This window comes from Enterococcus infantis (assembly GCF_049166715.1).
GTDB classification, from domain to species: Bacteria; Bacillota; Bacilli; order Lactobacillales; family Enterococcaceae; genus Enterococcus_C; species Enterococcus_C leclercqii.
Genome location: NZ_JBMHFB010000006.1, coordinates 158723 through 183106 on the forward strand (window position 1 = coordinate 158723; position 24384 = coordinate 183106).

General features: G+C 44.0%; 28 protein-coding genes and 2 tRNA genes. 29 read left to right on the top strand and 1 reads right to left on the bottom strand.

Translation table 11 applies throughout. From position 1 onward, the window contains the following. The first annotated feature begins 435 nt into the window (after window positions 1-435). The 11 genes from atpB (at window position 436) to ACOMA8_RS08915 (ending at window position 9541) form a co-directional block, all read left to right on the top strand. Window positions 436-1164, top strand: coding sequence for a F0F1 ATP synthase subunit A (gene atpB / locus ACOMA8_RS08865; protein WP_161900185.1), 729 nt, complete (start codon window positions 436-438; stop codon window positions 1162-1164). 52 nt (window positions 1165-1216) lie between these two features. Next, the gene (gene atpE / locus ACOMA8_RS08870) at window positions 1217-1429 is read left to right on the top strand and encodes an ATP synthase F0 subunit C (RefSeq protein WP_161869654.1); all 213 of its coding nucleotides are present in this window, start codon (window positions 1217-1219) and stop codon (window positions 1427-1429) included. A 104-nt stretch (window positions 1430-1533) separates the two neighbouring features. Continuing rightward, complete coding sequence (gene atpF / locus ACOMA8_RS08875) at window positions 1534-2058, top strand: F0F1 ATP synthase subunit B (protein WP_161900184.1); 525 nt, start codon at window positions 1534-1536, stop codon at window positions 2056-2058. Further along, window positions 2045-2584, top strand: a complete 540-nt coding sequence (locus ACOMA8_RS08880; protein ID WP_421370131.1) for a F0F1 ATP synthase subunit delta — start codon at window positions 2045-2047, stop codon at window positions 2582-2584. Before atpF ends, ACOMA8_RS08880 begins: the two co-directional genes overlap by 14 nt. A 60-nt stretch (window positions 2585-2644) precedes the next feature. Further along, the gene (gene atpA / locus ACOMA8_RS08885; RefSeq protein WP_161900182.1) at window positions 2645-4207 is read left to right on the top strand and encodes a F0F1 ATP synthase subunit alpha; all 1563 of its coding nucleotides are present in this window, start codon (window positions 2645-2647) and stop codon (window positions 4205-4207) included. A gap of 50 nt (window positions 4208-4257) precedes the next feature. Next, the gene (locus tag ACOMA8_RS08890) at window positions 4258-5160 is read left to right on the top strand and encodes a F0F1 ATP synthase subunit gamma (protein ID WP_161900181.1); all 903 of its coding nucleotides are present in this window, start codon (window positions 4258-4260) and stop codon (window positions 5158-5160) included. A gap of 186 nt (window positions 5161-5346) precedes the next feature. After that, window positions 5347-6753 (top strand): F0F1 ATP synthase subunit beta, encoded by a 1407-nt coding sequence (gene atpD, locus ACOMA8_RS08895; RefSeq protein WP_421370134.1) that lies wholly within the window; start codon window positions 5347-5349, stop codon window positions 6751-6753. A 45-nt stretch (window positions 6754-6798) separates the two neighbouring features. Then, on the top strand, window positions 6799-7224 hold the full coding sequence (locus ACOMA8_RS08900; protein ID WP_161900179.1) for a F0F1 ATP synthase subunit epsilon: 426 nt from the start codon (window positions 6799-6801) through the stop codon (window positions 7222-7224). 444 nt (window positions 7225-7668) lie between these two features. Further along, a complete protein-coding gene (locus ACOMA8_RS08905) occupies window positions 7669-7905 on the top strand; it encodes a DUF1146 family protein (RefSeq protein WP_161900178.1) in 237 nt (78 codons plus the stop codon). 94 nt (window positions 7906-7999) lie between these two features. After that, window positions 8000-9301 (top strand): UDP-N-acetylglucosamine 1-carboxyvinyltransferase, encoded by a 1302-nt coding sequence (murA, locus tag ACOMA8_RS08910; protein ID WP_161900177.1) that lies wholly within the window; start codon window positions 8000-8002, stop codon window positions 9299-9301. 63 nt (window positions 9302-9364) lie between these two features. Next, window positions 9365-9541 (top strand): DNA-directed RNA polymerase subunit beta, encoded by a 177-nt coding sequence (locus ACOMA8_RS08915; RefSeq protein WP_421370136.1) that lies wholly within the window; start codon window positions 9365-9367, stop codon window positions 9539-9541. Window positions 9542-9643: 102 nt separating this feature from the next. Here ACOMA8_RS08915 and ACOMA8_RS08920 read toward each other — a convergent pair whose 3' ends face one another. After that, window positions 9644-10147 (bottom strand): TetR/AcrR family transcriptional regulator, encoded by a 504-nt coding sequence (locus ACOMA8_RS08920; protein WP_421370138.1) that lies wholly within the window; start codon window positions 10145-10147, stop codon window positions 9644-9646. Between the two features lie 144 nt (window positions 10148-10291). Between ACOMA8_RS08920 and ACOMA8_RS08925 the strand changes: the two genes are divergently transcribed. From ACOMA8_RS08925 to ACOMA8_RS09010, 18 genes are all read left to right on the top strand, one after another. Then, on the top strand, window positions 10292-11251 hold the full coding sequence (locus ACOMA8_RS08925) for a 2-dehydropantoate 2-reductase N-terminal domain-containing protein (protein WP_421370140.1): 960 nt from the start codon (window positions 10292-10294) through the stop codon (window positions 11249-11251). A 496-nt stretch (window positions 11252-11747) separates the two neighbouring features. Then, on the top strand, window positions 11748-12455 hold the full coding sequence (locus tag ACOMA8_RS08930; protein ID WP_421370142.1) for a 3D domain-containing protein: 708 nt from the start codon (window positions 11748-11750) through the stop codon (window positions 12453-12455). A 408-nt stretch (window positions 12456-12863) separates the two neighbouring features. Then, window positions 12864-13151 carry a membrane protein insertion efficiency factor YidD gene (yidD, locus tag ACOMA8_RS08935; protein ID WP_161900172.1) on the top strand — a complete coding sequence of 96 codons (288 nt, stop codon included), beginning with the start codon at window positions 12864-12866 and terminating at the stop codon, window positions 13149-13151. Beyond that, on the top strand, window positions 13148-13648 hold the full coding sequence (locus tag ACOMA8_RS08940) for a GNAT family N-acetyltransferase (protein WP_421370144.1): 501 nt from the start codon (window positions 13148-13150) through the stop codon (window positions 13646-13648). The genes yidD and ACOMA8_RS08940 overlap by 4 nt, the downstream gene beginning before the upstream one ends. Before the next feature lie 456 nt (window positions 13649-14104). Further along, window positions 14105-15289 carry an ABC transporter substrate-binding protein gene (locus tag ACOMA8_RS08945; protein ID WP_161900170.1) on the top strand — a complete coding sequence of 395 codons (1185 nt, stop codon included), beginning with the start codon at window positions 14105-14107 and terminating at the stop codon, window positions 15287-15289. A gap of 78 nt (window positions 15290-15367) precedes the next feature. Beyond that, window positions 15368-16249: a branched-chain amino acid ABC transporter permease gene (locus ACOMA8_RS08950; RefSeq protein WP_421370146.1), complete on the top strand. Its 882-nt coding sequence runs from the start codon at window positions 15368-15370 to the stop codon at window positions 16247-16249. A 9-nt stretch (window positions 16250-16258) separates the two neighbouring features. After that, window positions 16259-17236 (top strand): branched-chain amino acid ABC transporter permease, encoded by a 978-nt coding sequence (locus ACOMA8_RS08955; protein WP_421370148.1) that lies wholly within the window; start codon window positions 16259-16261, stop codon window positions 17234-17236. Further along, window positions 17217-17993: an ABC transporter ATP-binding protein gene (locus ACOMA8_RS08960; protein ID WP_421370150.1), complete on the top strand. Its 777-nt coding sequence runs from the start codon at window positions 17217-17219 to the stop codon at window positions 17991-17993. The genes ACOMA8_RS08955 and ACOMA8_RS08960 overlap by 20 nt, the downstream gene beginning before the upstream one ends. Then, window positions 17993-18694 carry an ABC transporter ATP-binding protein gene (locus ACOMA8_RS08965; protein ID WP_161900166.1) on the top strand — a complete coding sequence of 234 codons (702 nt, stop codon included), beginning with the start codon at window positions 17993-17995 and terminating at the stop codon, window positions 18692-18694. Before ACOMA8_RS08960 ends, ACOMA8_RS08965 begins: the two co-directional genes overlap by 1 nt. 3 nt (window positions 18695-18697) lie before the next feature. Then, a complete protein-coding gene (locus ACOMA8_RS08970) occupies window positions 18698-19342 on the top strand; it encodes a CBS domain-containing protein (protein WP_421370152.1) in 645 nt (214 codons plus the stop codon). Between the two features lie 260 nt (window positions 19343-19602). Beyond that, a complete protein-coding gene (locus ACOMA8_RS08975; protein ID WP_421370154.1) occupies window positions 19603-20424 on the top strand; it encodes a helix-turn-helix domain-containing protein in 822 nt (273 codons plus the stop codon). Window positions 20425-20537: 113 nt separating this feature from the next. Then, window positions 20538-21338, top strand: a complete 801-nt coding sequence (locus tag ACOMA8_RS08980) for a DUF2785 domain-containing protein (protein ID WP_421370156.1) — start codon at window positions 20538-20540, stop codon at window positions 21336-21338. Window positions 21339-21403: 65 nt separating this feature from the next. After that, window positions 21404-21883, top strand: a complete 480-nt coding sequence (locus ACOMA8_RS08985) for an NUDIX domain-containing protein (protein ID WP_421370158.1) — start codon at window positions 21404-21406, stop codon at window positions 21881-21883. 168 nt (window positions 21884-22051) lie between these two features. After that, window positions 22052-22285, top strand: coding sequence for a DUF2969 domain-containing protein (locus tag ACOMA8_RS08990; RefSeq protein ID WP_161900161.1), 234 nt, complete (start codon window positions 22052-22054; stop codon window positions 22283-22285). 131 nt (window positions 22286-22416) lie between these two features. Then, window positions 22417-22500, top strand: a tRNA-Tyr gene (locus ACOMA8_RS08995). Between the two features lie 5 nt (window positions 22501-22505). Then, window positions 22506-22577: transfer RNA gene (locus tag ACOMA8_RS09000), tRNA-Gln, on the top strand. 203 nt (window positions 22578-22780) lie between these two features. Further along, complete coding sequence (locus ACOMA8_RS09005; RefSeq protein WP_421370160.1) at window positions 22781-23770, top strand: aldose epimerase family protein; 990 nt, start codon at window positions 22781-22783, stop codon at window positions 23768-23770. 125 nt (window positions 23771-23895) lie between these two features. Beyond that, complete coding sequence (locus ACOMA8_RS09010) at window positions 23896-24372, top strand: CopY/TcrY family copper transport repressor (protein WP_421370162.1); 477 nt, start codon at window positions 23896-23898, stop codon at window positions 24370-24372. Window positions 24373-24384: the final 12 nt, after the last annotated feature.

The window sequence follows — 24384 nt, forward strand, 5'->3', positions numbered from 1 at the left end:
ACAGTCTGAGAATGTCTTGAAGAAAACCAAAAGAAGGGCGGCTGTAAGGGCTGCTACCTGAAATCAACAATTCTTCCTTGAAAAAAGTACAATTTAGAAAACAAGCATTTTCTCTCATCTGCTTCTTATCTAAATTCTTTGTGACCAACCAAGGGCTATTGCTTTATTAAATCAGGCCTTTTTGTTAGCATTTAATCAATAATAGAAGGTCTTTGACTAAAAAAAGATCTTTCTGTTGTGAATATCCAATGTGGGAAATGCCGTCGCGTCATCCAAAAATAGGCAAAAATTTGTGATTGTCTAATTTTCGTGAAAATACTTTGAAATTTTCTTTTCACGGTGGTATGATACCCAGTGGTTACCCGCCTTAAAGCTTTTTTGGCATTATTTACCAAAATATTTTGAGGGATCTTGCAGGAAAAGAGGTGAGGAATTTTGAAAGAAAAATCCTTGATGTTCCAAATCGGTCCAGTCTGGTTCGATGGTACTGTGGTGATCATGACTTTGCTTAGTTGTATTATTGTATTTGCCTTTGTCTTCATATGTACCCGCAACTTGCAATTGAGGCCAAAGGGAAAGCAGAATGTGATCGAATGGTTGATCGATTTTGTGCGGGGCATCTTGAAAGACAATCTTTCGACAAAAGAAGTCAACAACTTTCATTTGCTGTCAGTGACCTTGTTTCTGTTCATTTTCGTTGCAAATGAAATTGGTCTGGTCACTAAGATCGCTGTTGAAAGCGGCGGACAAGAGCTTTCTCTATGGAAGAGTCCCACAGCCGACCCGATCGTTACGATGTCTCTTGCTATGATGATGATCGTCATGACTCATTTCTTCGGGGTCCAAAAATTTGGATTTGGCGGTTACATCAAGAACTCCTTCCTGGAGCCGGTGGCGTTTTTGCTGCCAATCAAGATCATTGAAGAGTTCACCAACGTGATCACGTTGGGGTTACGTCTTTATGGGAATATCTATGCCGGCGAAGTTTTGCTGGGATTAATCGTTACGATGGCCAACGGTTTAGGCTGGTGGTCACTACCGATTGTGATGCCCCTTGAGATGATCTGGATCGGATTCTCACTGTTTATCGGTGCGATCCAAGCTTATGTATTCGTCACTTTGTCCATGGTATTCATGAGCCACAAGGTGGAGTCAGAACACTGATGCATCAAACATTATCAATTTTCACAACTTTAGGAGGAAAAAAATTATGGACTTGAATTCAATCGCAGCAGCAATCGCAGTATTAGGTGCCGCAATCGGTGCCGGTTATGGTAACGGACGCGTTATCTCACAAACTTTGGAATCAATGGCTCGTCAACCTGAGATTGCCGGTCAATTACGTTCAACGATGTTTATCGGGGTTGCCCTGGTAGAAGCTGTGCCAATCTTGGGTATCGTAATTGCTTTTATTCTCGTTTTGATGTAGAAGATTATAAAAGCGAAAAGCAAACGTTACGCGATGGGTGCCTTTCGCTTTTTTACATGCACCTGAACGCAACGTTATCAGCCTAAGTAAAGGAGTACAAGCGTATGCTGAATCATCTGGTACTTGCCGAGATTCAAAACACAACAATCTCGAGCATGGTGGTGGTAACGGGATCGTTTTTGATTCTGTTAATCCTGTTGAAGAAATTCGCATGGGGACCAATCACCGATATAATGAAGAAACGTGAAGATCAGATCGCCAATGATTTAGATTCAGCGGAGCAGTCGCGGCTCAAAGCTGCCAAGATGGAAGAAGAACGTCAACAAAAATTGATGTCTTCGCAATCTGAAGCTGCTGAAATTATTAAAACCGCGAAAGACAGTGGAGAATCCAGCCGTCAAAAGATCTTGGATGAAACTAAAGAAGAGGTTTCCCGTTTGAAGGACAAAGCTCAAGCGGATATCGAAATGCAAAAAGAAACAGCCATGACGTCTGTCAAAGACGACGTCGCTGACCTTTCTTTGCAAATCGCAGCCAAGATTTTGAATAAGGAACTCACTGCCGATGCCCACGAATCATTGATCAACCAATATATCGAAGGTTTGGGTTCACAAAATGAAGCTAAATAAATACACCGTAGGCAAGCGATACGGCAAAGCTCTCTTCGAACTGGCGGCAGAGGAGAATCAGTCGGAAGCGGTCTACAATGATTTATTGAGCCTCCGCAAAATTTACGAAGAGATTCCAGATTTGGGAAACTTGCTTAGTGATGTCCGCTTAGATCTGTCAGCGAAACGACAGTTGTTAGATCAGTTGACAGCACCGTTTTCCGGGATTATGAAGAACTTCCTGCTAGTGGTCAATCGCTACAATCGTCTGGCGGATTTGCCGTTGATCATCGACGAATTCGAACGTCGTTACGATGAAGAACAAGGCTTGATTTTAGGTCAGGTGACAACAGCTGTCCCTATGACTAATCAGCAAAAGAGCCGTTTGGAAGCGTCGATTGCCAAACGACTGGGATATGAAACTGCGCAGTTGACCGAAAAAGTTGATCCTGCTATTGTCGGCGGCGTGATCGTCGAAGTTCAGGATCGGGTAATTGACGGTAGTGTTGCGACCCAGTTGACAAAACTGCGGGAATTATTGAAGTAGAAGCTCGTCGGCATTGGCCTAGTCAATGCTGTCCAGCACATTAGTAAAGAGGTGAATCGAATGGCCATCAAAGCTGAAGAAATCAGCGCTTTGATCAAAGAACAGATCAAAAATTACCAAAGTGAGCTTTCAGTTGAAGAAGTCGGCACTGTCACCTATGTTGGGGACGGTATCGCGCGGGCTCACGGTTTGGAAAATGCCATGAGTGGTGAGCTGTTGGAATTCTCCAACGGTGCATTCGGTATGGCGCAAAACTTGGAAACAAATGACGTCGGGATTATCATCCTGGGGGATTTCGAAACCATTCGTGAAGGTGACAAAGTTAAACGTACTGGTAAAATCATGGAAGTTCCTGTTGGGGACGCTATGATTGGTCGTGTCGTCAATCCTTTGGGGCAACCCATCGATGGTTTAGGTCCAATCAATACGACTAAATTCCGACCAGTAGAAGCGATGGCACCGGGAGTTATGCAGCGTAAATCAGTTTCTGAACCGATGCAGACCGGCTTGAAGGCCATCGATGCCTTGGTTCCAATCGGCCGCGGCCAACGGGAACTGGTTATCGGTGACCGGAAAACCGGGAAAACTTCAATTGCTATCGATGCGATCATCAACCAAAAAGGTCAAGACATGATCTGTATTTATGTAGCGATTGGTCAAAAAGACTCAACTGTCCGGGCACAGGTGGAAACACTGCGGAAATTTGGCGCATTGGATTACACGATTGTCGTTTCAGCTGGGGCTTCTCAGCCAGCACCAATGTTGTACATCGCACCTTATGCAGGTACAGCAATGGGTGAAGAATTCATGTACAACGGCAAACATGTATTGATCGTCTTTGATGACTTGTCCAAACAGGCGGTTGCTTATCGTGAATTGTCACTGCTTTTGCGCCGGCCACCCGGTCGTGAAGCCTACCCAGGGGATGTCTTCTATCTGCATTCTCGCTTATTGGAACGGGCTGCTAAGTTATCCGATGAATTAGGCGGCGGTTCTATGACTGCACTGCCATTTGTTGAAACCCAAGCCGGTGATATTTCGGCTTATATCCCAACCAACGTTATCTCCATCACTGATGGTCAGATTTTCTTGGAAAGCGACCTGTTTTATGCTGGTACGCGTCCAGCGATTGATGCTGGGTTGTCAGTTTCCCGTGTTGGGGGTTCTGCTCAAATCAAAGCGATGAAAAAAGTTGCCGGCACGCTGCGGCTGGATTTGGCCAGCTACCGGGAACTGGAAGCCTTCACTCAATTTGGTTCTGATTTAGACCAGGCGACGCAAGCAAAATTAAACCGCGGTCGTCGAACTGTTGAAGTATTGAAGCAAAAACTGCACAATCCGTTGGCAGTAGAAAAACAAGTTGTGATTTTATATGCCTTAACTCACGGCTTTATCGACAGTATCCCAGTGGGCAAAGTCTTGGACTTCCAAGAGTTTTTGTTTGAACAAATTGAAGCGAGTCACGATGACTTGTTTGAAACCATCCGGACCACTAAGGACTTGCCGGATGCACAAGAGTTGGATGCAGCAATCAAAGAAGCCAAAGACTTATTTATGGCTTCCAATAGCCGCACTGCAACACCACAAGAAAAATTGAAGACGATGGAAGAAGACCGTTCTTAATTTTTTCGGGAACTAAGACTTTACTTTAGTACAAGAAAGGATGATCGGACATGGGTGCTTCCTTGAATGAGATCAAGCAACGCATCGCTTCTACGAAAAAAACCAGTCAGATCACCAATGCGATGCAGATGGTATCTGCCGCAAAACTGACCAAATCTGAAAGTCATTCAAAACACTTTCAGATTTATGCTCAGAAAGTACGAGAAGTGGTCACTCATATGACAGCACAAGAGTTGACAGACATCTACACCAACAATGTGCAAGACGGCGTCAACTACAATAGTATGCTTATCAGTCGCCCAGTGAAAAAAACCGGCTATATCGTCATCACTTCTGATGGCGGACTGGTGGGCGGATATAACAGCTCTATTTTGAAACAGATGATGACGATGCTCCAAGACGATCACACATCACAAGAGGACTATGTGATGATTGCCATCGGAGCGACGGGTGCAGATTTTTTCAAGGCTCGAGGCATCAATCTTGCATACGAGCTGCGTAATTTGTCAGATCAACCTGGCTTTGAAGAAGTACGGAAGATTGTGACGATGGCAACGACGATGTATCAAAATGAAGTTTTTGATGAGCTGTACGTATGTTATAACCACCATATCAACTCTCTGACCAGTCAATTCCGCGTGGAAAAGATGCTGCCTATCACCGACTTGGATCCTGACGAAGCCGAAAGCTACGAACAGGAGTACTTGTTTGAGCCTTCGAAAGAAGCAATTTTAGATCAACTGTTACCGCAATACGCGGAAAGCTTGATTTACGGAGCAATCGTGGATGCCAAAACGGCAGAACATGCTGCCGGAATGACTGCCATGAAGACAGCCACCGACAACGCTCGTAATATTATCGGCGACTTGACGATCTCTTACAATCGAGCTCGCCAAGGTGCGATTACACAAGAAATCACCGAAATTGTTGCCGGGGCAGCAGCTCTGGAATGATTACGAAATAACCGGTGCTGACAAACTGTCGTGTGTTGGCAGTCGGTTCGCTCCGACAATTACAACACACAACCGTTTCAGAGAAAGAGAATACGTGGCTCATTGGGGGAGTCTTCCCCAGTGAAACGACGATTTTCAAGAGCTTGAAACGAGCGCTCTCAGCACACGAAGCAAGGAGGAAAACACATGAGTTCAGGCAAGATTGTTCAGGTCATCGGTCCCGTTGTCGACGTGGAATTCTCGTTGGATCAATCATTACCGGATATCAATAACGCCCTTGTGGTGTACCGCAACGATGAACAAAAAAGCAAGATCGTTTTGGAAGCAGCTTTGGAGCTGGGTGACGGTGTCATTCGGACCATTGCCATGGAATCAACAGACGGTCTGCAACGGGGAATGGAGGTTGTCGATACCGGCAGCTCTATCTCCGTACCAGTTGGACAAGACACCCTAGGTCGTGTGTTCAACGTTTTAGGTGACACAATCGATATGGAGGCACCTTTTGCCAAAGATGCCGAACGTAGCAGTATCCATAAAAGTGCACCAGCCTTTGATGAATTGTCTACCAGTACTGAAATCCTGGAAACTGGGATCAAAGTTATCGACTTGTTGGCCCCTTATTTAAAAGGTGGTAAAGTCGGACTGTTCGGTGGTGCCGGTGTTGGTAAAACCGTCTTGATCCAAGAATTGATTCACAATATCGCCCAAGAACATGGCGGTATTTCAGTCTTCACCGGTGTCGGCGAACGTACCCGTGAAGGGAATGACCTGTATTACGAAATGAAAGATTCAGGCGTTATCGAGAAGACAGCCATGGTGTTTGGTCAGATGAATGAGCCGCCTGGTGCCCGGATGCGGGTGGCCCTGACAGGCTTGACAATCGCAGAATATTTCCGTGATGAAGCCGGCCAAGACGTGCTGTTGTTTATTGATAATATTTTCCGTTTTACTCAAGCGGGTTCCGAAGTATCCGCTCTGTTAGGACGGATGCCGTCAGCCGTGGGTTATCAACCAACATTGGCGACAGAAATGGGTCAATTGCAAGAACGTATTACGTCGACTAAGAAGGGTTCTATTACTTCAATTCAAGCGATCTATGTTCCTGCCGATGACTATACTGACCCGGCGCCGGCAACAGCTTTCGCCCATTTGGATGCGACTACCAACTTGGAACGTAAATTGACCGAACAAGGGATTTATCCTGCGGTGGATCCGTTGGCATCTTCTTCAAGTGCTTTGGCACCTGAAATTGTCGGCGAAGAACACTACCAGGTTGCGACAGAAGTCCAACACGTTTTGCAACGCTACCGTGAACTGCAAGACATCATCGCCATTTTGGGGATGGATGAATTGTCAGATGAAGAAAAAGTGCTGGTTGCCCGGGCTCGCCGGATCCAGTTCTTCTTGTCGCAAAACTTCCATGTCGCTGAACAATTTACTGGCCTGCCGGGTTCATATGTTCCAGTTGAAGAAACCATCAAGGGCTTCCGCGAAATCCTTGAAGGCAAATATGACGACCTTCCTGAAGAAGCCTTCCGTAGTGTTGGACGAATCGAAGAAGTCGCTGAAAAAGCGAAAAAACTGGGATATTAGCAGCTGACGGCTTGAACTAGCTGTGCAGTCAGAAAGAGGTGGCCCATGGAAGAAAGATATTTGACCGTAAACGTGGTAACACCTGATGGTCTGGTGTATGAACACCATGCGCGGATCGTCGTTGCGAAAACACTCAGTGGTGAAATCGGAATTATGGCGCGGCATGCACCAATCATCGCGCCTTTGGCAATCGATGAGGTCCGTGTAAAACGGGTAGATTCCGATACCCACGTTGACTGGATTGCAGTCAATGGGGGGATCATGGAAGTGCGTGACGATGTTGTTTCGATCATTGCTGACAGTGCCGAACGAGAACGAGATATCGATGTTTCTCGTGCCGAACGGGCAAAGATCAGAGCAGAGAAGATGATCGAAGAAGCCAAACAGTCAGACGATGTCGACCAGTTGCGACGGGCAACAGTTGCATTGCATCGTGCCATCAATCGGATCAATGTATCCAAACACGGTTAATCTGCAATAAATCGAGGATCGCCGGATTTTTTCCGGCGGTTTTTTATTTTGAACGAAGAGGATTTTTGAAGAAGAGCAGTAAAACAACTGCTTCGAAGAGCCTCCCAAGCAAGTAATGATTGGTTTGAACGTGTCTGAAACCGGTTAAACTCTTTTTCCAATCAATCGATGTCAGAAAAAATCTTAAACAACAATTAATAAAAACTTTAGATTCTCTAGTGAACGAAAGACCTGCTGATTCGATGAACCCAGAATGCTTGAAGATTTGAAAAAAATTTACATAAATCTGATGATAATTGTTTCAAATAAATGACAGAAGCCGGTAGAATGAGGAGAAGACTTTTAAAAAACCGTTGAAAGTTTTCAGGCGAGGAAAGTAATTTTTCATTCTGACGTATTTATGGTAGTATCTACGTATTGAGTTTTTTTGAAAGCAGGGGTGCTATGGCGTTCTATGGAATTGATGCGATGTTACGGATCGTAAGTCATTTCGCATTTATTTATCTCGCATTTTGGAGTCTGAAGGCGATTCGGTTGGATACTTTTTTTCGGTCGTACCACACTCCTCAAGTTCGGTTACTCCTGTCATTGGTAGCTATCGTCATTGGCTATCAGGCCAGTTCTTTCTTTTTGGAGATTTTGGCTCTGTGCAGAAACCTCTTTTTGACATTTAATAATTGAAAAATAAAATGGTACTAATTTTATCGGTATATGGTATAATAGTACAGATTTTGGGCTTTTTTTCATGCTCAAAGCTATTTCTGGAGGGAAAATTATGGAAGAGATCATCGTCCACGGTGGTAATCAATTAAAAGGTACAGTTAAAATCGAAGGAGCCAAGAATGCAGTACTTCCGATTTTAGCAGCAACATTGTTGGCTGAAGAAGGCGTTACAACCCTTAAAAATGTACCAATCCTGTCAGATGTCTTGACGATGAACGAAGTAATTCGTCAGCTGAATGTAGCTGTCGATTTTGATCAAGCAATGAATCAAGTAACTATCGATGCTTCAAAGCCTTTGAAGGAAGAAGCACCTTATGAATTGGTGAGTCAAATGCGGGCGTCTATCGTTGTTATGGGACCACTGTTGGCCCGCAATGGTCATGCAAAAGTTGCTATGCCTGGTGGCTGTGCAATCGGTAAGCGACCGATAGACTTGCATTTGAAAGGTTTTGCAGCATTGGGAGCAACCATCCATCAACGAGATGGCTACATTGAGGCAATCGCTGAAAATGGTCTGCAAGGCAATACTGTCTACTTAGATTTCCCAAGTGTCGGTGCGACTCAAAATATCATGATGGCGGCCGTCAAAGCCAAAGGGACAACGATCATTGAAAACGTGGCTCGTGAACCGGAAATTGTCGACTTGGCAAACATCCTGAACAAAATGGGAGCATCTGTCCACGGTGCAGGTACTGAGACAATGCGAATTGAAGGTGTGGATCATCTTCATGCGGTTAATCACTCCATTGTTCAAGACCGTATCGAAGCGGGTACTTTTATGGTGGCAGCTGCTATGACACAAGGTGACGTCTTGATTTTGGATGCGATTAGCGAACACAACCGCCCATTGATTTCTAAATTGACAGAAATGGGTGCCAAAATCACTGAAGAAGCAGACGGACTCCGAGTAGTAGGCCCAGCTGTATTGAAACCAACGGATGTCAAAACCATGCCTCACCCTGGCTTCCCAACAGATATGCAAGCACAAATGACTGCGATTCAAATGTTGGCCCAAGGAACGAGCATTGTTACCGAAACAGTCTTTGAAAATCGTTTCCAACATTTAGAAGAAATGCGCCGCATGAACGCCCATGTTAAGATTGATGGCAGTGTAGCTGTCATTGAAGGGGGTCATCAAATGCAAGGTGCACTGGTTTATGCAACAGATTTGCGAGCGGCTGCAGCATTGATTTTGGTAGGTTTGACTGCGACTGGTATCACTCGTGTTCGTAACTTGAAATATCTTGATCGTGGCTACTATAAATTCCATGAAAAACTGCAAAAATTAGGGGCATCAGTTGAACGTGTTGATAGTCAGTCAGTTTCCGATAAAAAGTCAGCAGTAACTGCGTAAGCTTATCCTACGTAATAATAGAAATTGAAAGCTGTTCATTAAAAGAAAGGGGAAATTAGACCTATGCGGTTGAACCGTTACATTTTGACGACATTGGTGAAGATCTTAATCGTGATCTTATTGGCTATGGGTATGTTTATACTCGGGACCATGATCGGCTACGGTGGGATCGGCGGCGGTATGCCGTTAAAGGTGTTCTACCTAGGTTTATGGACCCACATTCTTGAATTCATCAAATAATAATGAAAAGAAGCCACCGCTACTTGCGGAAAAAGGCTTCTTTTTTTTTGCTTATACCAGCAGCTGTTTGTCTCTTTCAGCTTGCTACACTGCTGTAAATGACTAGACTTTTTTGAATTTGGCAATAAAGACTTCCAGCTCTATCAGTTCGTTTCCGTTGCTTTTAGGATTTAATAAAAAGTTTTTCAAAACGCCAACTACGCCATTTGCGATAAAGATGGCTTCGGTTTGGCTGCTGCTGGCATTGGCCAATTCACTTTTCAATAAGTACCGCACGAGATAAGAACTAAACACATCTTGTGTGTCGGCTTTTATAAGAAGACTAAAACGGTTTTTGTGCTCTGTTAAGTAGGCAAAGGTGGCAGTCAATGGTTGGGAAGTGTCCTCGCTTGTTTGACAATAGGTAATCAAGGTGTCGATCTCTGTTTGGATAACTCTTTCCAACAAGTCAAACTTGTCGAGATAATTCAAATAGAAGGTCCCGCGATTGATATCAGCCAGCTCACAAAGCTGACTAACTGTTATTGTGGCAAAGTCGCTTTTTTGCAGCTGGGACAAAAGTGCTTGTGTAATGGCCGCTTGTGTTTTTCGCTTTCTTCGATCCATAGGAAGGATAGCTCCTAACAATTTCATTTTTTTGTTGGTTACTCAACAGCTTCGTCTTTTTGTTGATTGTAGTGCCAGTTGTTCTTCCTTACTATAATGTACGAATGAATAGTAATCAACACCTGTTGAGAAAAGGAGAACGAGATGCGAATTTTAATTTATGGTGCAGGCATTCAGGGAAGCTATTTAGCCTCTGTTTTGGCACAGAATATTGAAAATGAGGTGACGCTATTAGCGCGTAATCAACGTAAAAGCGATTTAGAGGCGCAGGGATTGGTTTTGTATCATCAATTGCAGCGTAAAACGACGCGACAGCGAATCAACGTGATTGAAGAGTTGAAAAGCCAAGATTTCTATGATCTCGTTTTTGTCACGATGAAATACAGTGATTTTAACACGGTCCTGCCCATTTTAGCCGGTAATGCCAGTCAACACATTATCTTTGTAGGCAATCAGATGGATACAACTGGTTTAGCGACAGCCTTAAAAGCACAAAGCCAGTCGAAAAAGAACATTGCGTTTGGCTTTCAAACGACCGGTGGCATACGACGCGCTGGGAAGATTGCGATTTTACGATTTGGGACAGGCGGTTTAAAAGTCAGTCAGCCCTCTTCAGCAGCAATTGAACCCATACTAGCAGCAGCGTTTGCTACGACAGCTTTTAAATGGAAAATTGATTCAGAGCTTGATCAGTGGTTGAAAAGTCATGGTGGTTTTGTGATGATCTTAAACAGCTTGGACTATTTGTTCCAGCAAAATGATTATTCAAAAGAAGAGAAAGAGAAAATCATGCGCCTGGCTGCCGCTGCTTATCCAGAAATGTTTCGGATCTTGACTCAAAATGGGTATTCTGTCACACCTAGTTGGTTTCTGAAGCTATTTGGCAAGGCAAATAGCGCTTACCGGATACTACGAGGCCTCTATGGAACCCCAATCTTAAAAATGCAACAAGGGGATTTTGCTGAGATTGTAGCGCTGTATACCGCTTTTGATGAATTCAAACAAAAAAAATACCTGAATCTTCCAAACTATGAAAAACTGCGGCAATTGGCGCTAGCTGCTTATGAAAAAGATGGGGGAATCACGACTAAATCATTAAAATAGCTGTTTAAGGCTAGTTTCATTGGAGCATAGAAAGGACAATTCTGGTCTTCACCCGAGTATTTTTTTGTTGCCGCTTTAAAAAATCTCTTCTGGCTGGTTTACCTGCTCGGATTATTCTGGCGACAGAAAGTCAATTATGGACTATGCCAGACTGAATTAATTGTTACTGTTTTGTAATATTGGCCTATTTTAGCTGAAAAAGTACAATGATTTCCGAGTTTTTTATCGGATTTTCAAGAATCCATCTGTTGTAAGAGGTGGGAATCCAATTATCATTTTAATTTAATCTTTTTAGAAGAGATTCCTGTTGTATCAGGCTCTTTTAACGATTCGGCTTTTAGTTAAAATTAAATTACACAGAGTTTATTTCATTTGTAACGAAAAATGAAGCGTTTTCTATTTTTGTGTCAAAGAGCCTTAACAGGACTGTAACCAAAGGGGGGAGACCCCGTGATAAGATACCCTTCGTGAGCTACTTAGGAGGGAAAACGACTTTATGAATACTCGTTTATGGCCATTGATTGGTGCAACTGCTGTCTTGGCATTTGGAAGTCTGTTACCAGTATATGCAAATGAAAACCAACCGGAAGAAGCGACGATTGATACACAAATCGTTGCAAAAGATACGGTAATGAATTTGTCTACGTCACTTGCTGAAGTCAGCAAAGACAATCAAGCAGTGACACTTGTGAGAAAAGATATTGCTGCCAAGGAAAAGGCAGCCAAAGAAAAAGCGGCTCGTGAAAAAGCCGCCAAAGAGAAGGCCGCAAAAGAAAAAGCAGCGAAAGAAAAAGCAGCAAAAGAAGCAGCTGAAAAAGCCGCTAAAGAAAAGGCTGAACAGGAAGCAGCTGAACAAGCGGCAGCCGAACAAGCCGCTGCACAAGAAGCAACGAGTGCAGCGCCAAGTGGTGGCCGGACACTTATTATGGAATCCACCGCGTATAGTTCCGATCCTGCTGATGCGTTAGGTGGCGGTACTGTTACTGCTACTGGGCAAAACCTGTTGAGCAATCCGATTGCAGTGGCAGTGGATCCGAGTGTGATTCCGTTGGGCACACGGCTCTACGTTGAAGGCTATGGTGAAGCTTATGCCGTAGATACAGGTAGCGCAATCAAAGGCAATATTATCGATGTACACTTTTCTACCGCTGACCAATGTTATGCTTGGGGCCGGCGTCAGGTTCAAGTGACGATTTTAGGCTGATAATGACAATATGACCGGGATAAATAGTTGAGTCCCCGTCCTACGAACCGAACAATACCAAACGTGAGGCCCCAAAAAAGCCGACGATCTTCCATTAAAAACACTGGAAGATCGTCGGCTTTTCATTGCTAAAAATTTTAAATGCTGACTTCTCTTGACACGGATGGTCATGTTCTCTCTTCGGACTAAAACATGGATAGGGTCACAACTTTTCCTCATCCGTATACTTTTTATTCATTGCGATTAAACATCCGCTGTTTAGCACTTGGAAATTACTTGGGGCACATTCCTTTTGCATTCAAAAGATAGCTGTTTCGGCTAAGCGATGGGTGAAAATGAGTTGTTTCCTTGTTTTTTAGTTGGAAAGAAGCTATGATTTGAAAAACAATAAAAGAAGGGATTCACCTTATGAAACGTCTGTTAATTGGTATGGTACGGGGCTACCAACGCTTTATTTCACCTTTGTTTCCTCCTAGCTGCCGTTATTATCCTACGTGTTCCAGTTATATGATTCAGGCGATCCAAGTCCACGGGGCTATAAAAGGGTTGTTGATGGGCATAGCGCGGATTCTTCGGTGCCACCCCTTTGTCAAAGGTGGTATCGATTATGTTCCCCGCAAGTTTTCCTTGAAACGCAATACTGTGGATAAGGAACGACCGATATATACTTATCGAAAAGGAGCACCTGCCAAATGAAGCTGAAAATCTCAGAAATCGATCCGCAACAGCAAAAGGAACTGCTGCCCTGGTCGTTACTTTTAGATGCTGATCCTGATCGGCAGCTGGTCGCGAGTTATCTGGAGCGCAGCCGGGTGCTGATTGCGTGGGAAGAGAAGGCTGAGGCGCTATCTCTTCTGACTGCTTCCGGGGCTGTGGGTGTTACCGTTTTTGAAGAACGAGCTGAGGAATTTGAGATTTTAAACGTTGCGGTTGCTCAACAGTTTCAAAATCAGGGGATCGGCAGTCGCCTGTTAGATGAGTGTCTGTCACTGACAACGGCGCAAGCACCGCAAAAGCCTGTTCTAATCAAGACTGGGGATTTGACTTCGCCAGCGCTTTCCTTGTATCAAAAAAAGGGCTTTCGCCAAATTGCGGTGGTTAAAGACTACTTTATCCAGCACTATGCAGAACCGATTTATGAAGAGGGCGTTCGCTTGAGAAATCAAGTAATCCTGCAGCGAAGAGGAAGTTAATTCTCCTTGATGCAGAACAAAATGCCGCTGTGAGCCATCCTGATGTCTCTTAGACTGTCTTGCGGCAAACCCGCCGACTTAGAAATAATAAGGAAACGATAAACATGAAAGCTGCTGCAATTTTTTGCGGCAGCTTTTTTGATGATCGTAAATTCTTTTAAGAAGCTGAGACTTACAATAGCCGCGTTTTCAGAGTGTTGGTGTTGTAAGAAGAGAGCTGTCAAAGCTGGCGCTGAAAAGCTGCTGTTTGGGAGCAGTTGAGGTATTATTTTTCATCTCGTTTTTATTATGATAAAATATTTATAATAAAATGAGCTTATATTAATAAAACATTCTCTTCAGAAATAATCGAATTTTCTGAATATTGTATTGACTTGTCATGAAAGTTTCAGTATATTAAAAAGCATACTTGGAGAGAAGCTCTATTATAATTATTAAGAAAATGGAGGAAATGGGATGAAAAAGAAATTGGCGTTTTTGTTTACCGGTATGCTGCTGTTGTCTGCCTGTAGCGCGGCACCGAAAGGATCAGGCTCTGATACGTCGGGCTCGACTGGTAGTGGCAATACTTCCGGTGATACGATCAAGTTGGGGATGAATATGGAATTGTCCGGTGCAGTCGCTGCATACGGCAACCAAGAAAAAGAAGGCATCGAGATGGCGGTAGAAGAGATCAATGCTGCCGGCGGAATCGATGGGAAAAAGATCGAACTAATCACCAAAGACAATAAATCGGACAGTACAGAAGCAGTCTCAGTAACTACCAGCTTGACTACAAAAGATGGTGTCGTTGCGATTGTTGGGCCGGCAACTTCTGGGGCAGTCAAAGCGTCTCTGCCGACTACGACTAAAGTCAAAGTACCTTTGGTGACACCTTCTGGGACGGATGACTCTATTACAGTTCAAAATGGCAAAGTACAAGAATATGCTTTTCGGACTTGTTTCCAAGATAGTTTCCAAGGAAAAGTACTGGCAATCTATGCCCATGAAACGCTGAAAACGGATAAAGCAGCGATTTTGGGAGATAATTCCAGCGACTATGCCAAGGGACTGACCAAAGCTTTCAAAGATGCCTATGAAGGAGAAATCGTCGCCGAAGAGAATTTTACCAAAGGAGACAAGGACTTCCAGGCGGTGCTCACCAAGATCAAAGATAAAGACTTCAATGTTTTGTATCTGCCAGGTTATTATGAAGAAACTGGTTTGATTACCAAACAAGCCCGTGAAATGGGTATCGATGTGCCAATCCTGGGGCCAGATGGATTTTCTGATCCGAAATATGTTGAAATCGCCGGTAAAGAGAATGTGAATCAAGTCTATTACGCTTCTCATTTCTCCACCAAAGTTGATACCAGCGAAAAGGCAAAAACCTTTATCGAGGCTTTCAAAAAGAAATATGACAAAGAACCGTCGTCTTTCAATGCCCTTAGCTACGATGCTGTTTATATGGTAAAACAAGCCATCGAAGATCAAGGGTCCGCTGATTCAGCAGCCATCACAAAAGGGTTGTCAGAGCTGAAAGATTTCGAAGGTGTAACCGGAACAATGACCATCGATAAAGAACACAATCCGGAAAAATCTGCTGTTGTATTGGGTATGCAAAACGGTGAGGAAACAACTGCCGACGTGGTTAATCCTTGATAAATACAGATTGCAAAGGTGGAGCGTCCGTAACGGGCGTTCCTCCTTTTAGGCTTTGAATGAAAGGGCAGTGACGCTATGGAAATGATCGTACAGCAACTGGTGAATGGGCTATTTCTAGGTTCAATCTATGCTTTGTTGGCATTGGGCTACACGATGGTTTACGGGATTATCAAGCTAATCAACTTCGCACATGGTGAAGTCTACATGATTGGTAGTTTTATCGGCTATTTTATTTTGAATTATAACGCGAAAATCGGCTTCTTTCCGGCGATGCTCATTGCGATGGCTGCCTGTGCCTGTCTGGGAGTTGTGATCGAATTTTTGGCATACCGGCCGCTGCGTAAGGCGACACGGATTTCTGCCTTGATTACAGCCATCGGAGTTAGCTATTTGCTACAGAATTTGATGACCTATTTCTTTAAATCGGATGCACGGCCGTTTCCGCAGGTTATTGCACTGAAAACCTATGATTTAGGTATCCTTAAAGTCAGCAATATCCAGCTGATTATTTTATTTGTTTCTCTGCTTTTGATGGTTCTATTGCAACTGATTATTCAAAAGACCAAGATGGGAAAAGCGATGCGGGCTGTCTCAGTGGATGGCGATGCCGCCCAATTGATGGGGATTAATGTCAACCGAACGATTTCCTTCACCTTTGCCATCGGTTCTGCGCTGGCGGCTGCTGGTGGGATGTTGATTGGCTTGTATTACAACTCTATCGATCCTATGATGGGGGTTGCGCCGGGGTTGAAGTCCTTTGTCGCTGCGGTATTGGGAGGAATCGGGATCATTCCTGGTGCGGCACTAGGGGGATTTGTTATCGGGCTGATTGAGACTATTGCCACAGCGTTGGGCTTTTCAGCTTTCAAAGATGCCTTGGTATATCTGGTTTTAATCATCATTTTGCTGGTACGTCCAGCAGGTATATTGGGTAAGAATGTCAAAGAGAAAGTGTAGGTGGCAGTCATGAAAAAGACATTAAAATACAATCTAATCTGGCTGGCACTGATCGTCGGCTGTTACTTTATTTTATTTATGCTCTACAATCTGGGAATCATTGATCTGTTTTTGGACAATGCCATCGTCAATATTGGAATCAATGTGATCTTGGCGGTAGGATTGAATTTGATCATTGGTTATTCCGGTCAATTTTCATTGGGACATGCAGGATTTATGGCTATTGGTGCCTATGCGGGCGCAATTTTGGGTATGCAACTGCCCACATATGGTGGCTTCTTTTTGGGCATGCTGGCCGGCGTCGTAATTTCCGGCGTTGTTGCATTGGCCGTTGGGATACCAACGTTGCGGTTGAAGGGAGATTATCTGGCGATTGCCACTTTGGGAGTTGCTGAAATCATTCGTATTTTGATTGTCAACATGGACGGAATCACTAATGGACCGGCAGGGATTTTTGGAATTCCGCAATATACGACATGGGAAATGGTCTTTGCCTTTGCTGCATTGACGATTCTGATTGTGGTGAACTTTATTCACAGTGGGCCGGGACGAGCGGTTCTGTCAGTTCGAGAAGATGAAATTGCAGCGGAATCCATGGGTGTTAACACTACAAAATACAAGGTAATGGCTTTTGTGATTGGGGCCATGACTGCCAGTGTGGCGGGCACCTTGTTCGCCGGTTATAAGCAGTCAGTTTTTCCCGGTGACTATGGCTTTATGAAATCAGTGGATATTCTGATTATTGTGGTATTCGGTGGCATGGGTTCGACTACCGGTGCTGTTTTGGCAGCAATTGTGCTGGGGGTAATGAACACGTTGTTGCAAGATACCGGCTCTCTTAGAATGATTATCTATGCGCTGGCTTTAATCGTAATTATGATCTTCAAACCTGGAGGACTCTTAGGTACTTGGGAATTTTCCGTAAAAAGGCTCTTCCATAAATTTACTAAGAAAGGAGCGGATGCAGATGCCTCTGTTGACCGTTAAAAATCTGACGAAAAACTTCGGCGGCCTGGCAGCCGTCTCCCATGTGAATCTAGAACTGGACACAAACGAGTTGGTTGGACTGATTGGACCAAATGGCGCCGGTAAGACGACGCTATTTAATCTATTGACTGGCGTATATGAGCCTTCCAGTGGGGATGTCTTGTTTTATAATCAAGGAAAAGAAGAACGACTCAATGGCATGAAACCTTATAAAGTAGCTACTGCCGGATTATCCCGTACCTTTCAAAATATTCGTCTCTTTAAAGAGCTGACTGTGATGGACAATGTCTTGATTGCCATGAATGCCAAGCATAAAGAAGGTTTTTTCAGTAGTATTCTGCGTCTGCCGAAGTTTTATAAAACAGAGGCGAATTTGCGGCAAAAAGCGCTGGAATTGTTGGCAATTTTTGGCTTGGAAAATAAAGGAGAGACCTTGGCAAAGAATCTTCCTTATGGGGAACAGCGGCGTCTGGAAATCGTACGGGCATTGGCAACCGATCCCAAACTGTTGTTTTTGGATGAACCTGCAGCGGGAATGAATCCACAAGAAACTGCCGATTTGACACAGCTGATTCGCAAGGTCCAAAAAGATTTCCAGATTACTATCCTGTTGATTGAACACGATATGAGTCTGGTGATGGAAGTTTGCCAACGAATCTATGTTTTGGAATACGGGCAATTAATTGCTCACGGGACGCCAGATGAGATCAAAAACAATTCTCGAGTTATCGAGGCGTATTTGGGAGGCGAGATGTGATGTTGAAAATTCAAAATCTAGCCGTTCATTATGGTATGATTCAGGCGGTCCACGACGTTTCCTTTGAAGTCAACCAAGGTGAAATCGTGACCTTGATTGGTGCGAATGGTGCCGGCAAAACAACAATTCTGCGAACAATTTCCGGACTAATTCGACCTTCACAAGGATCGATTACTTTTGAAGACAATGAAATCACCAAGACAGCACCGCAAAAAATTGTAGCTAACGGGTTGTCACAAGTCCCAGAAGGCAGGCATGTTTTTTCCGGCCTATCGGTGATGGAGAACCTGGAGATGGGGGCGTATCTGCGAAAAGACGGGGAGATAAAGACAGATTACGAGCAGGTATTCCAAAAATTTCCCGTCTTGAAAGAGCGGAAAAATCAAGATGCAGCCACATTGTCCGGCGGCGAACAACAAATGTTAGCCATGGGACGGGCCCTCATGTCTAAGCCCAAACTATTATTGTTGGATGAACCATCGATGGGATTGGCACCAATTTTCATCAAGGAAATTTTTTCTATTATTCAGGAAATCAATCAACAAGGAACAACAATCTTGTTGATCGAGCAAAATGCCAAAATGGCATTGTCAGTGGCTGACCGCGGATATGTGTTAGAAACAGGAAAAGTCGTGCTTTCTGGTACCGGACAGGAGCTATTGGAATCTGAAGAAGTCAAGAAAGCTTATTTAGGAGGGTAAACCATGAGCGTACGTGATTTTATGACTAAAAATGTGATCGCCGTCAGTCCCACAACACCGATTTTCGATGCGGTAGATCTGATGAAAAAAAACGACATCCACCGGCTGCCAGTTTTGAAAAACGATAAGTTAGTCGGGTTGATTACAGAGGGGATCATCGCAGAAGCCATGCCCTCAAAAGCGACCAGCCTGAGTGTCTATGAAGCCAACTATTTGCTAAACAAAACAACGGTGGCTGACGTTATGGAAAAAAAGGTGCTAACAATTGCACCGGATGATCTTTTGGAAGATGCGATTTATCGCATGCGTCAAAATAATGTAGGGGTTCTGCCTGTGCTGGAGAAAGATCAGTTGGTGGGGATGATTACCAATAACGATATTTTTGATGCTTTTCTCAAAATCACCGGCTACAATGATGGCGGAGCTCGTGTCAGCCTACAGATTACTGAAGATCACAAGGGAATTTTGGCAGATATTGCCCGGCTGCTTTCTGACAATGATCTGAGCATATTGACAATTGTTGTTAATCGCATGGAACTGACCACCATTGTCGAGATTCAAGTCGAATCTCGCAATACCGAAAAGATTCGGGAATTACTCACTGGTGCCGGGTATTTGGTGATTGATGTAGTATTGACCAAAGGCTGAGGTTAAAATATTGAAGGAAACGACAGAAGACTTCGAAAAAATGAAGGCTTCTGTTTTTTGTTTCGTGCCCGACAAAAGATTGCTACAATAAGAGTAAACTCAATAAGTTAAACTGGAGAAAATCGTCGCCTGCGGGGTGTCTGCTGAGGAAAAACCGACAATCAGCAAGGGCTGCACCTCTCTGTTGCGGCAACAAAAGCTGGCGCAGCAAATTGGTGCGACGAATTTTTTGGTATCTGTCATCGAAAGGAGGTAGTCTGATGCTGACGATAGGAAGTCGTCTAAAATCATTGCGGCAGCAAAGAGGCTGGTCACAACTAGAGGTTGCAGAAAAGCTGCGAATTTCTCGCCAAAGTATTTCAAAATGGGAGCTGGATAAGAGTTTACCGGATGTTGGAATGCTAAAAGAGTTAGCGATGCTCTATGACTTTTCTCTAGACGAGCTGCTGCAGCTACAGGAGGAACGTATCATGGCATTGAACAACTTGAAAACAGAAGAGCTGGTTGCAGACAGCGGGAAAATTTTATGTCGAGATCAGGCACCTACTCAAGAGCAGCAAGATTTTCTGGCAACTGAAATTTTTGAACCCATTGCCACCAAACTTTTGCCGGAAAAGATTTTGTGGCAGACAGTTTTGCTAGCAGTACCAGTGGGCGTGAGCAGTAATTTATCCAGTGACAAGGCAGTGACAAAAAAAGCGACCCACAGCTATCAAAAACTTTTCGACTACGATAATGGCATCTATTTGTTTATGACTGAGAGCGGTTTGTGGCGAACGACAGCAGTGGACTGGCTCGAGACAAGCAAACTGATTGGCGTGCCGTTTTCAGCGATGGATGTGTTGGTCATTGCTCCTTTCTTTGAGGCAAGACTCAAACAGGGAAACTTACCGGGGCTTTTCTATGGGAAAACAGATGGGGGATATGACATGCTGGCTATCAGTAAGCAAGCCTCAGAAAATTTGGCGCGCCTCTTAAAAGTGTTAGATCCCAAACAGCACCTTTATCATTCTTATCAAAATCATTCAACCACAGAGATCCTCAAGCTGTGGCGTAAAAAGAAACGACTGCCAACGGAATAGCGAAAAGCAGTAAAGAAAAGCAGTAAAGAAAAGCGTAAACGACGGGAATTTTGAGGAAAGCGAAAGAGAATTTTTCGTAAGAACAACAATGATCACAGAAGGAGGGTACGTATATGAACCTCATCAGTTTCAAAGAATTTTTAGCGAGCAATCAGATGTTGTCAAAAGAGTGGGGAGAGTGGATGCTGTCTCATATCGGGGATTTAGATCCTGATCTTCGGGACGAAGGCATTTACAGTGGCTGGTGTCGCTTGTTTGAAGAAAGACGAATCCCACTTTCGCTTCGGAAGGAACTTTTGGCTCAGGTTTTGAATGATGAGCTGTTGTTCACTGACATTGATCAAAGGAAGGGCAACGGCGTGTTTATTCGAAGCTTTACCAGTCTCTTTTTGGCAGTGGTTTTACGCTTTCGAAAACGAGATGGATGGCCAGATGCATCCGAACAGCGGCAAATCATTGAGGCTGCCATTCTTTATTATCAACAGGAAAAGGATAATCGCGGGTTTGTTTCTGAGTATGGTTGGGCTCATTCGTTTGCTCATGGGGCCGATTTGTTACAAGCTGCGGTATTGTCTCCAGCATTTGAAAAACAAGATATTGTCGGGGTATTGAAGGGACTTAAACGAGGATTGGTGGAAGTCGAGGATTTTCTGTTTGGTGAAGAGGATCGAATGGTCAAACCCTATCTTGCACTTTTAACCAGTGGACAACTGACAGATGTGGAATCTGGGGAGTGGCTACAGGTGTTGCAGGCAGCCGTTGAATCCAGAGAAAACGACTTTAATCTCTGCTACACCAAGTTTTGCATGTGCCTTTCTTTTGAGTTGGTCTGTCAGGACTTGAATTTTCCTGTGACACAGGCACAGATTACGACAGCCATGAAGCAATTTTATCAGAAGTATCAGATCGTGTAGTCTGGCAGCTAGTTATGTTATTTGCCGAGAAAGTGATCAGTGAGATTTGAGGAGGAAAAAAGCAGATGGGTTATTTGATGGAACTGCGCAAAGTGATTGGCAATCGAGTGGTAGTGACTGCCGGTGTCTCGGTGATTCTTGTCAATTCTCAAAAAGAGGTGCTGTTGATTCATCGCAAAGACAATAACTATTGGGGATTACCTGTGGGCTCGATTGAAATCAATGAAGATCCTCGTAGTGCTGCGATACGTGAATTACGCGAAGAAACAGGAGTTCAATTGAAAGAAGATAGTCTGGAGCTGGTACAAGTTTTTGGTGGACCGGACTTTTTCTATAGGTATCCTAATGGGGATCAATGCTCCAACGTCGTGATTAGTTATTATGGAAATGCCGGCGATATACAGCTAGTGCAGGAAACTTCAGAAACGGATGCCGCTCACTGGTTTACATTTGAAAAGCTACCGTTAGAAATTGCGTGCCACGAAAAGATAATTCTAGATTATTTTCAATCTTATCGGCTACCAAAGCTTTACCAAAAAATGTAAGGCTAATCCTTAAAAAAAGTCGCAATGAAGTTTTTCTGCAAGTGAAAGGCCTGGTTGCGTTATTCTCGTGCTTTTTTTTGATGGCTGTGGTAAGCTAGTTAGGCGGAATCAATGGCAATAGCCGATTAAGTCGCGAGGTTATCAGATTATCAGTACGAGGTGAAGACCATGTCTAAGAAAAACAAAGATATCGAAGTGCGGGTGGAAGAGACCAAGCGCACCATTAAAGGTACCGACTATACCGTCAATCAACTATTGATTGGCAAAAAAATGATCGGTGAAGTAATGACAGTAGGACCTAAAGAGCATGAAGCGTTCTTGGGAGAAGAGGACTTGGGGGCTTACAAGACTGTCGAGTTGGCGGTAGAAGCGATTTTGATGCAGCATAATCTGCATGATTGAACCTCAAAGGAATTATTTGAATAAAAAAATGACTTTCTTGTAAAAAAATTGAAATTTACACTTGCAATCAAAAAAGGTTTTTAGTATCATAATGAAGTCGGGTTGAGATAACACATGCGACCGGCTCAGATGGAGGAGTAGCGAAGAGGCTAAACGCGACGGACTGTAAATCCGTTCCTTCGGGTTCAGTGGTTCGAATCCACTCTCCTCCACCATTTATTGGGGTATAGCCAAGCGGTAAGGCAAGGGACTTTGACTCCCTCATGCGTTGGTTCGAATCCAGCTACCCCAGTTGCAAACTCTCTGTTAATGGCAGAGAGTTTTTTTGTGCTGTTCATAACAATAAATAACCATGGCGACTTCGATTAAGACAAGGAATCAAGTAAATTATTAAGTAAATATCACTAAAAAAACTTTGACGACTATTCTTGCAGGCCTTATACTGGAAAATGAGTGTAAGGACTTACAATAATTGAAAAAAGGTGGGAACTACAGATGGCAACAGTTCGAGCATTACACAATGATGCCTATCAAGATTATTATCTGGTAGAAAACAAAAACGGTATTAAATTGGCTCTTAGTCCCTTCGGAGCCCGGGCATTGGATTTGATTGTACCGGTAGAAGGCAAAGAAATCGATATCTTGGTGGGCCCGAAAGATTTGGCAGGTTATCAAGAAAATCCCTATTACAATGCAACGATTGGACCAATCGCCGGTCGAGTGGCGGGCGCATCTTTTCAGCTGAATGGCGAAACCTATCATACCGAGGACAGTCAATCCGGCAATACATTACATGGTGGCTTGGCAGGTTATGACAAGCAAACATTTGACGCTACGCCATTTCAAGAAGCAGGGGAAGCGGGCGTGGTATTTACTTTCACTGATCCAGATGGGGCCCACGGTTTTCCTGGAAATGTCAAAGTGAAAGCCACTTATCGTTTGACAGATGAAAACGACTACCGCTTCACATTTGAAGCAGAGACGGACAAGCCAACCATCTTCAATCCGACGAACCATGGCTATTACAATCTAACCGGCAGCCCAGAAAATACGATCGATGAGCATACCTTGCAGATCCGCGCTTCCAAAGTGGGGGAGACCAATGAGGATGTGACAACGACAGGAAATCTATTAGCAGTAGCTGACACAAAATTTGACTTTTTGGCTGGTAGAAAAATCGGGGAGACCTTGTTGGATGACTCATTTGTTTTTGATGACAATGACGGTGTTGTTTTGACGTTGACGGCACCGGATGGCAAGATTGCGCTGGAATTACAAACGACAGAACCTGCAGTTGTCATTTATACAACTCGTGATGCCGAAGCCGGCCTGGCCTTTAAGAATGGGGTGATGTCACAACATGCGGCTGTGGCTATCGAACCCCAGTCCATCCCTGGGACAGAAGCTTACCCACAATTTGGCAGTATCTTGTTGGAGCCGGGTAAACCTTTCTTGGCTGAAAGCCGGTTTAAATTGAAATTCTGATGATTCTCAGAGGGAGCAGAAAAAAATTTTATTTTTCTGCTCTTTTTTTATTGACCTTTATCGATTACAAGTGTAAGCTCATTTGTGTAAGGAGCGATTACGTTTGTAAACAAAGGGGGTGCGACATGGAAAAGACGATCGATACGACAGTTGAGGCAGTGAAAATCTCGGATTCAGAGTGGGAAGTGATGCGAGTCTTGTGGACATTGGGTCAAGCAGATGCCCAGCAAATCGCTGATATTCTGGGACAAACGATGGATTGGAAGCTGGCAACAGTCAAAACGCTTTTGGGACGCTTAGTGAAAAAAGATGCGGTCCGCACTGAGCCTTGTGGGAAGAAGTACATTTATTTTCCAACAGTCGGGGAAGAAGCAACGATGAAAAGTGCCACTGAAAATCTCTTCGCCCACATCTGTGCGAAAAAAGTCGGTATGACGATCGCCGACTTGGTCCAAGAAGCAGAACTTACGGCAGCAGACATCGCAATGATCCAAGAAGCGTTGGCTGAAAAAACACCGGCAGCCGTGATCCACTGCAACTGTGTTCCAGGACAATGTGAGTGTCGGGAACACCAAACAACAAGCTCGAATATGAAATCATAATCATAAAATGGA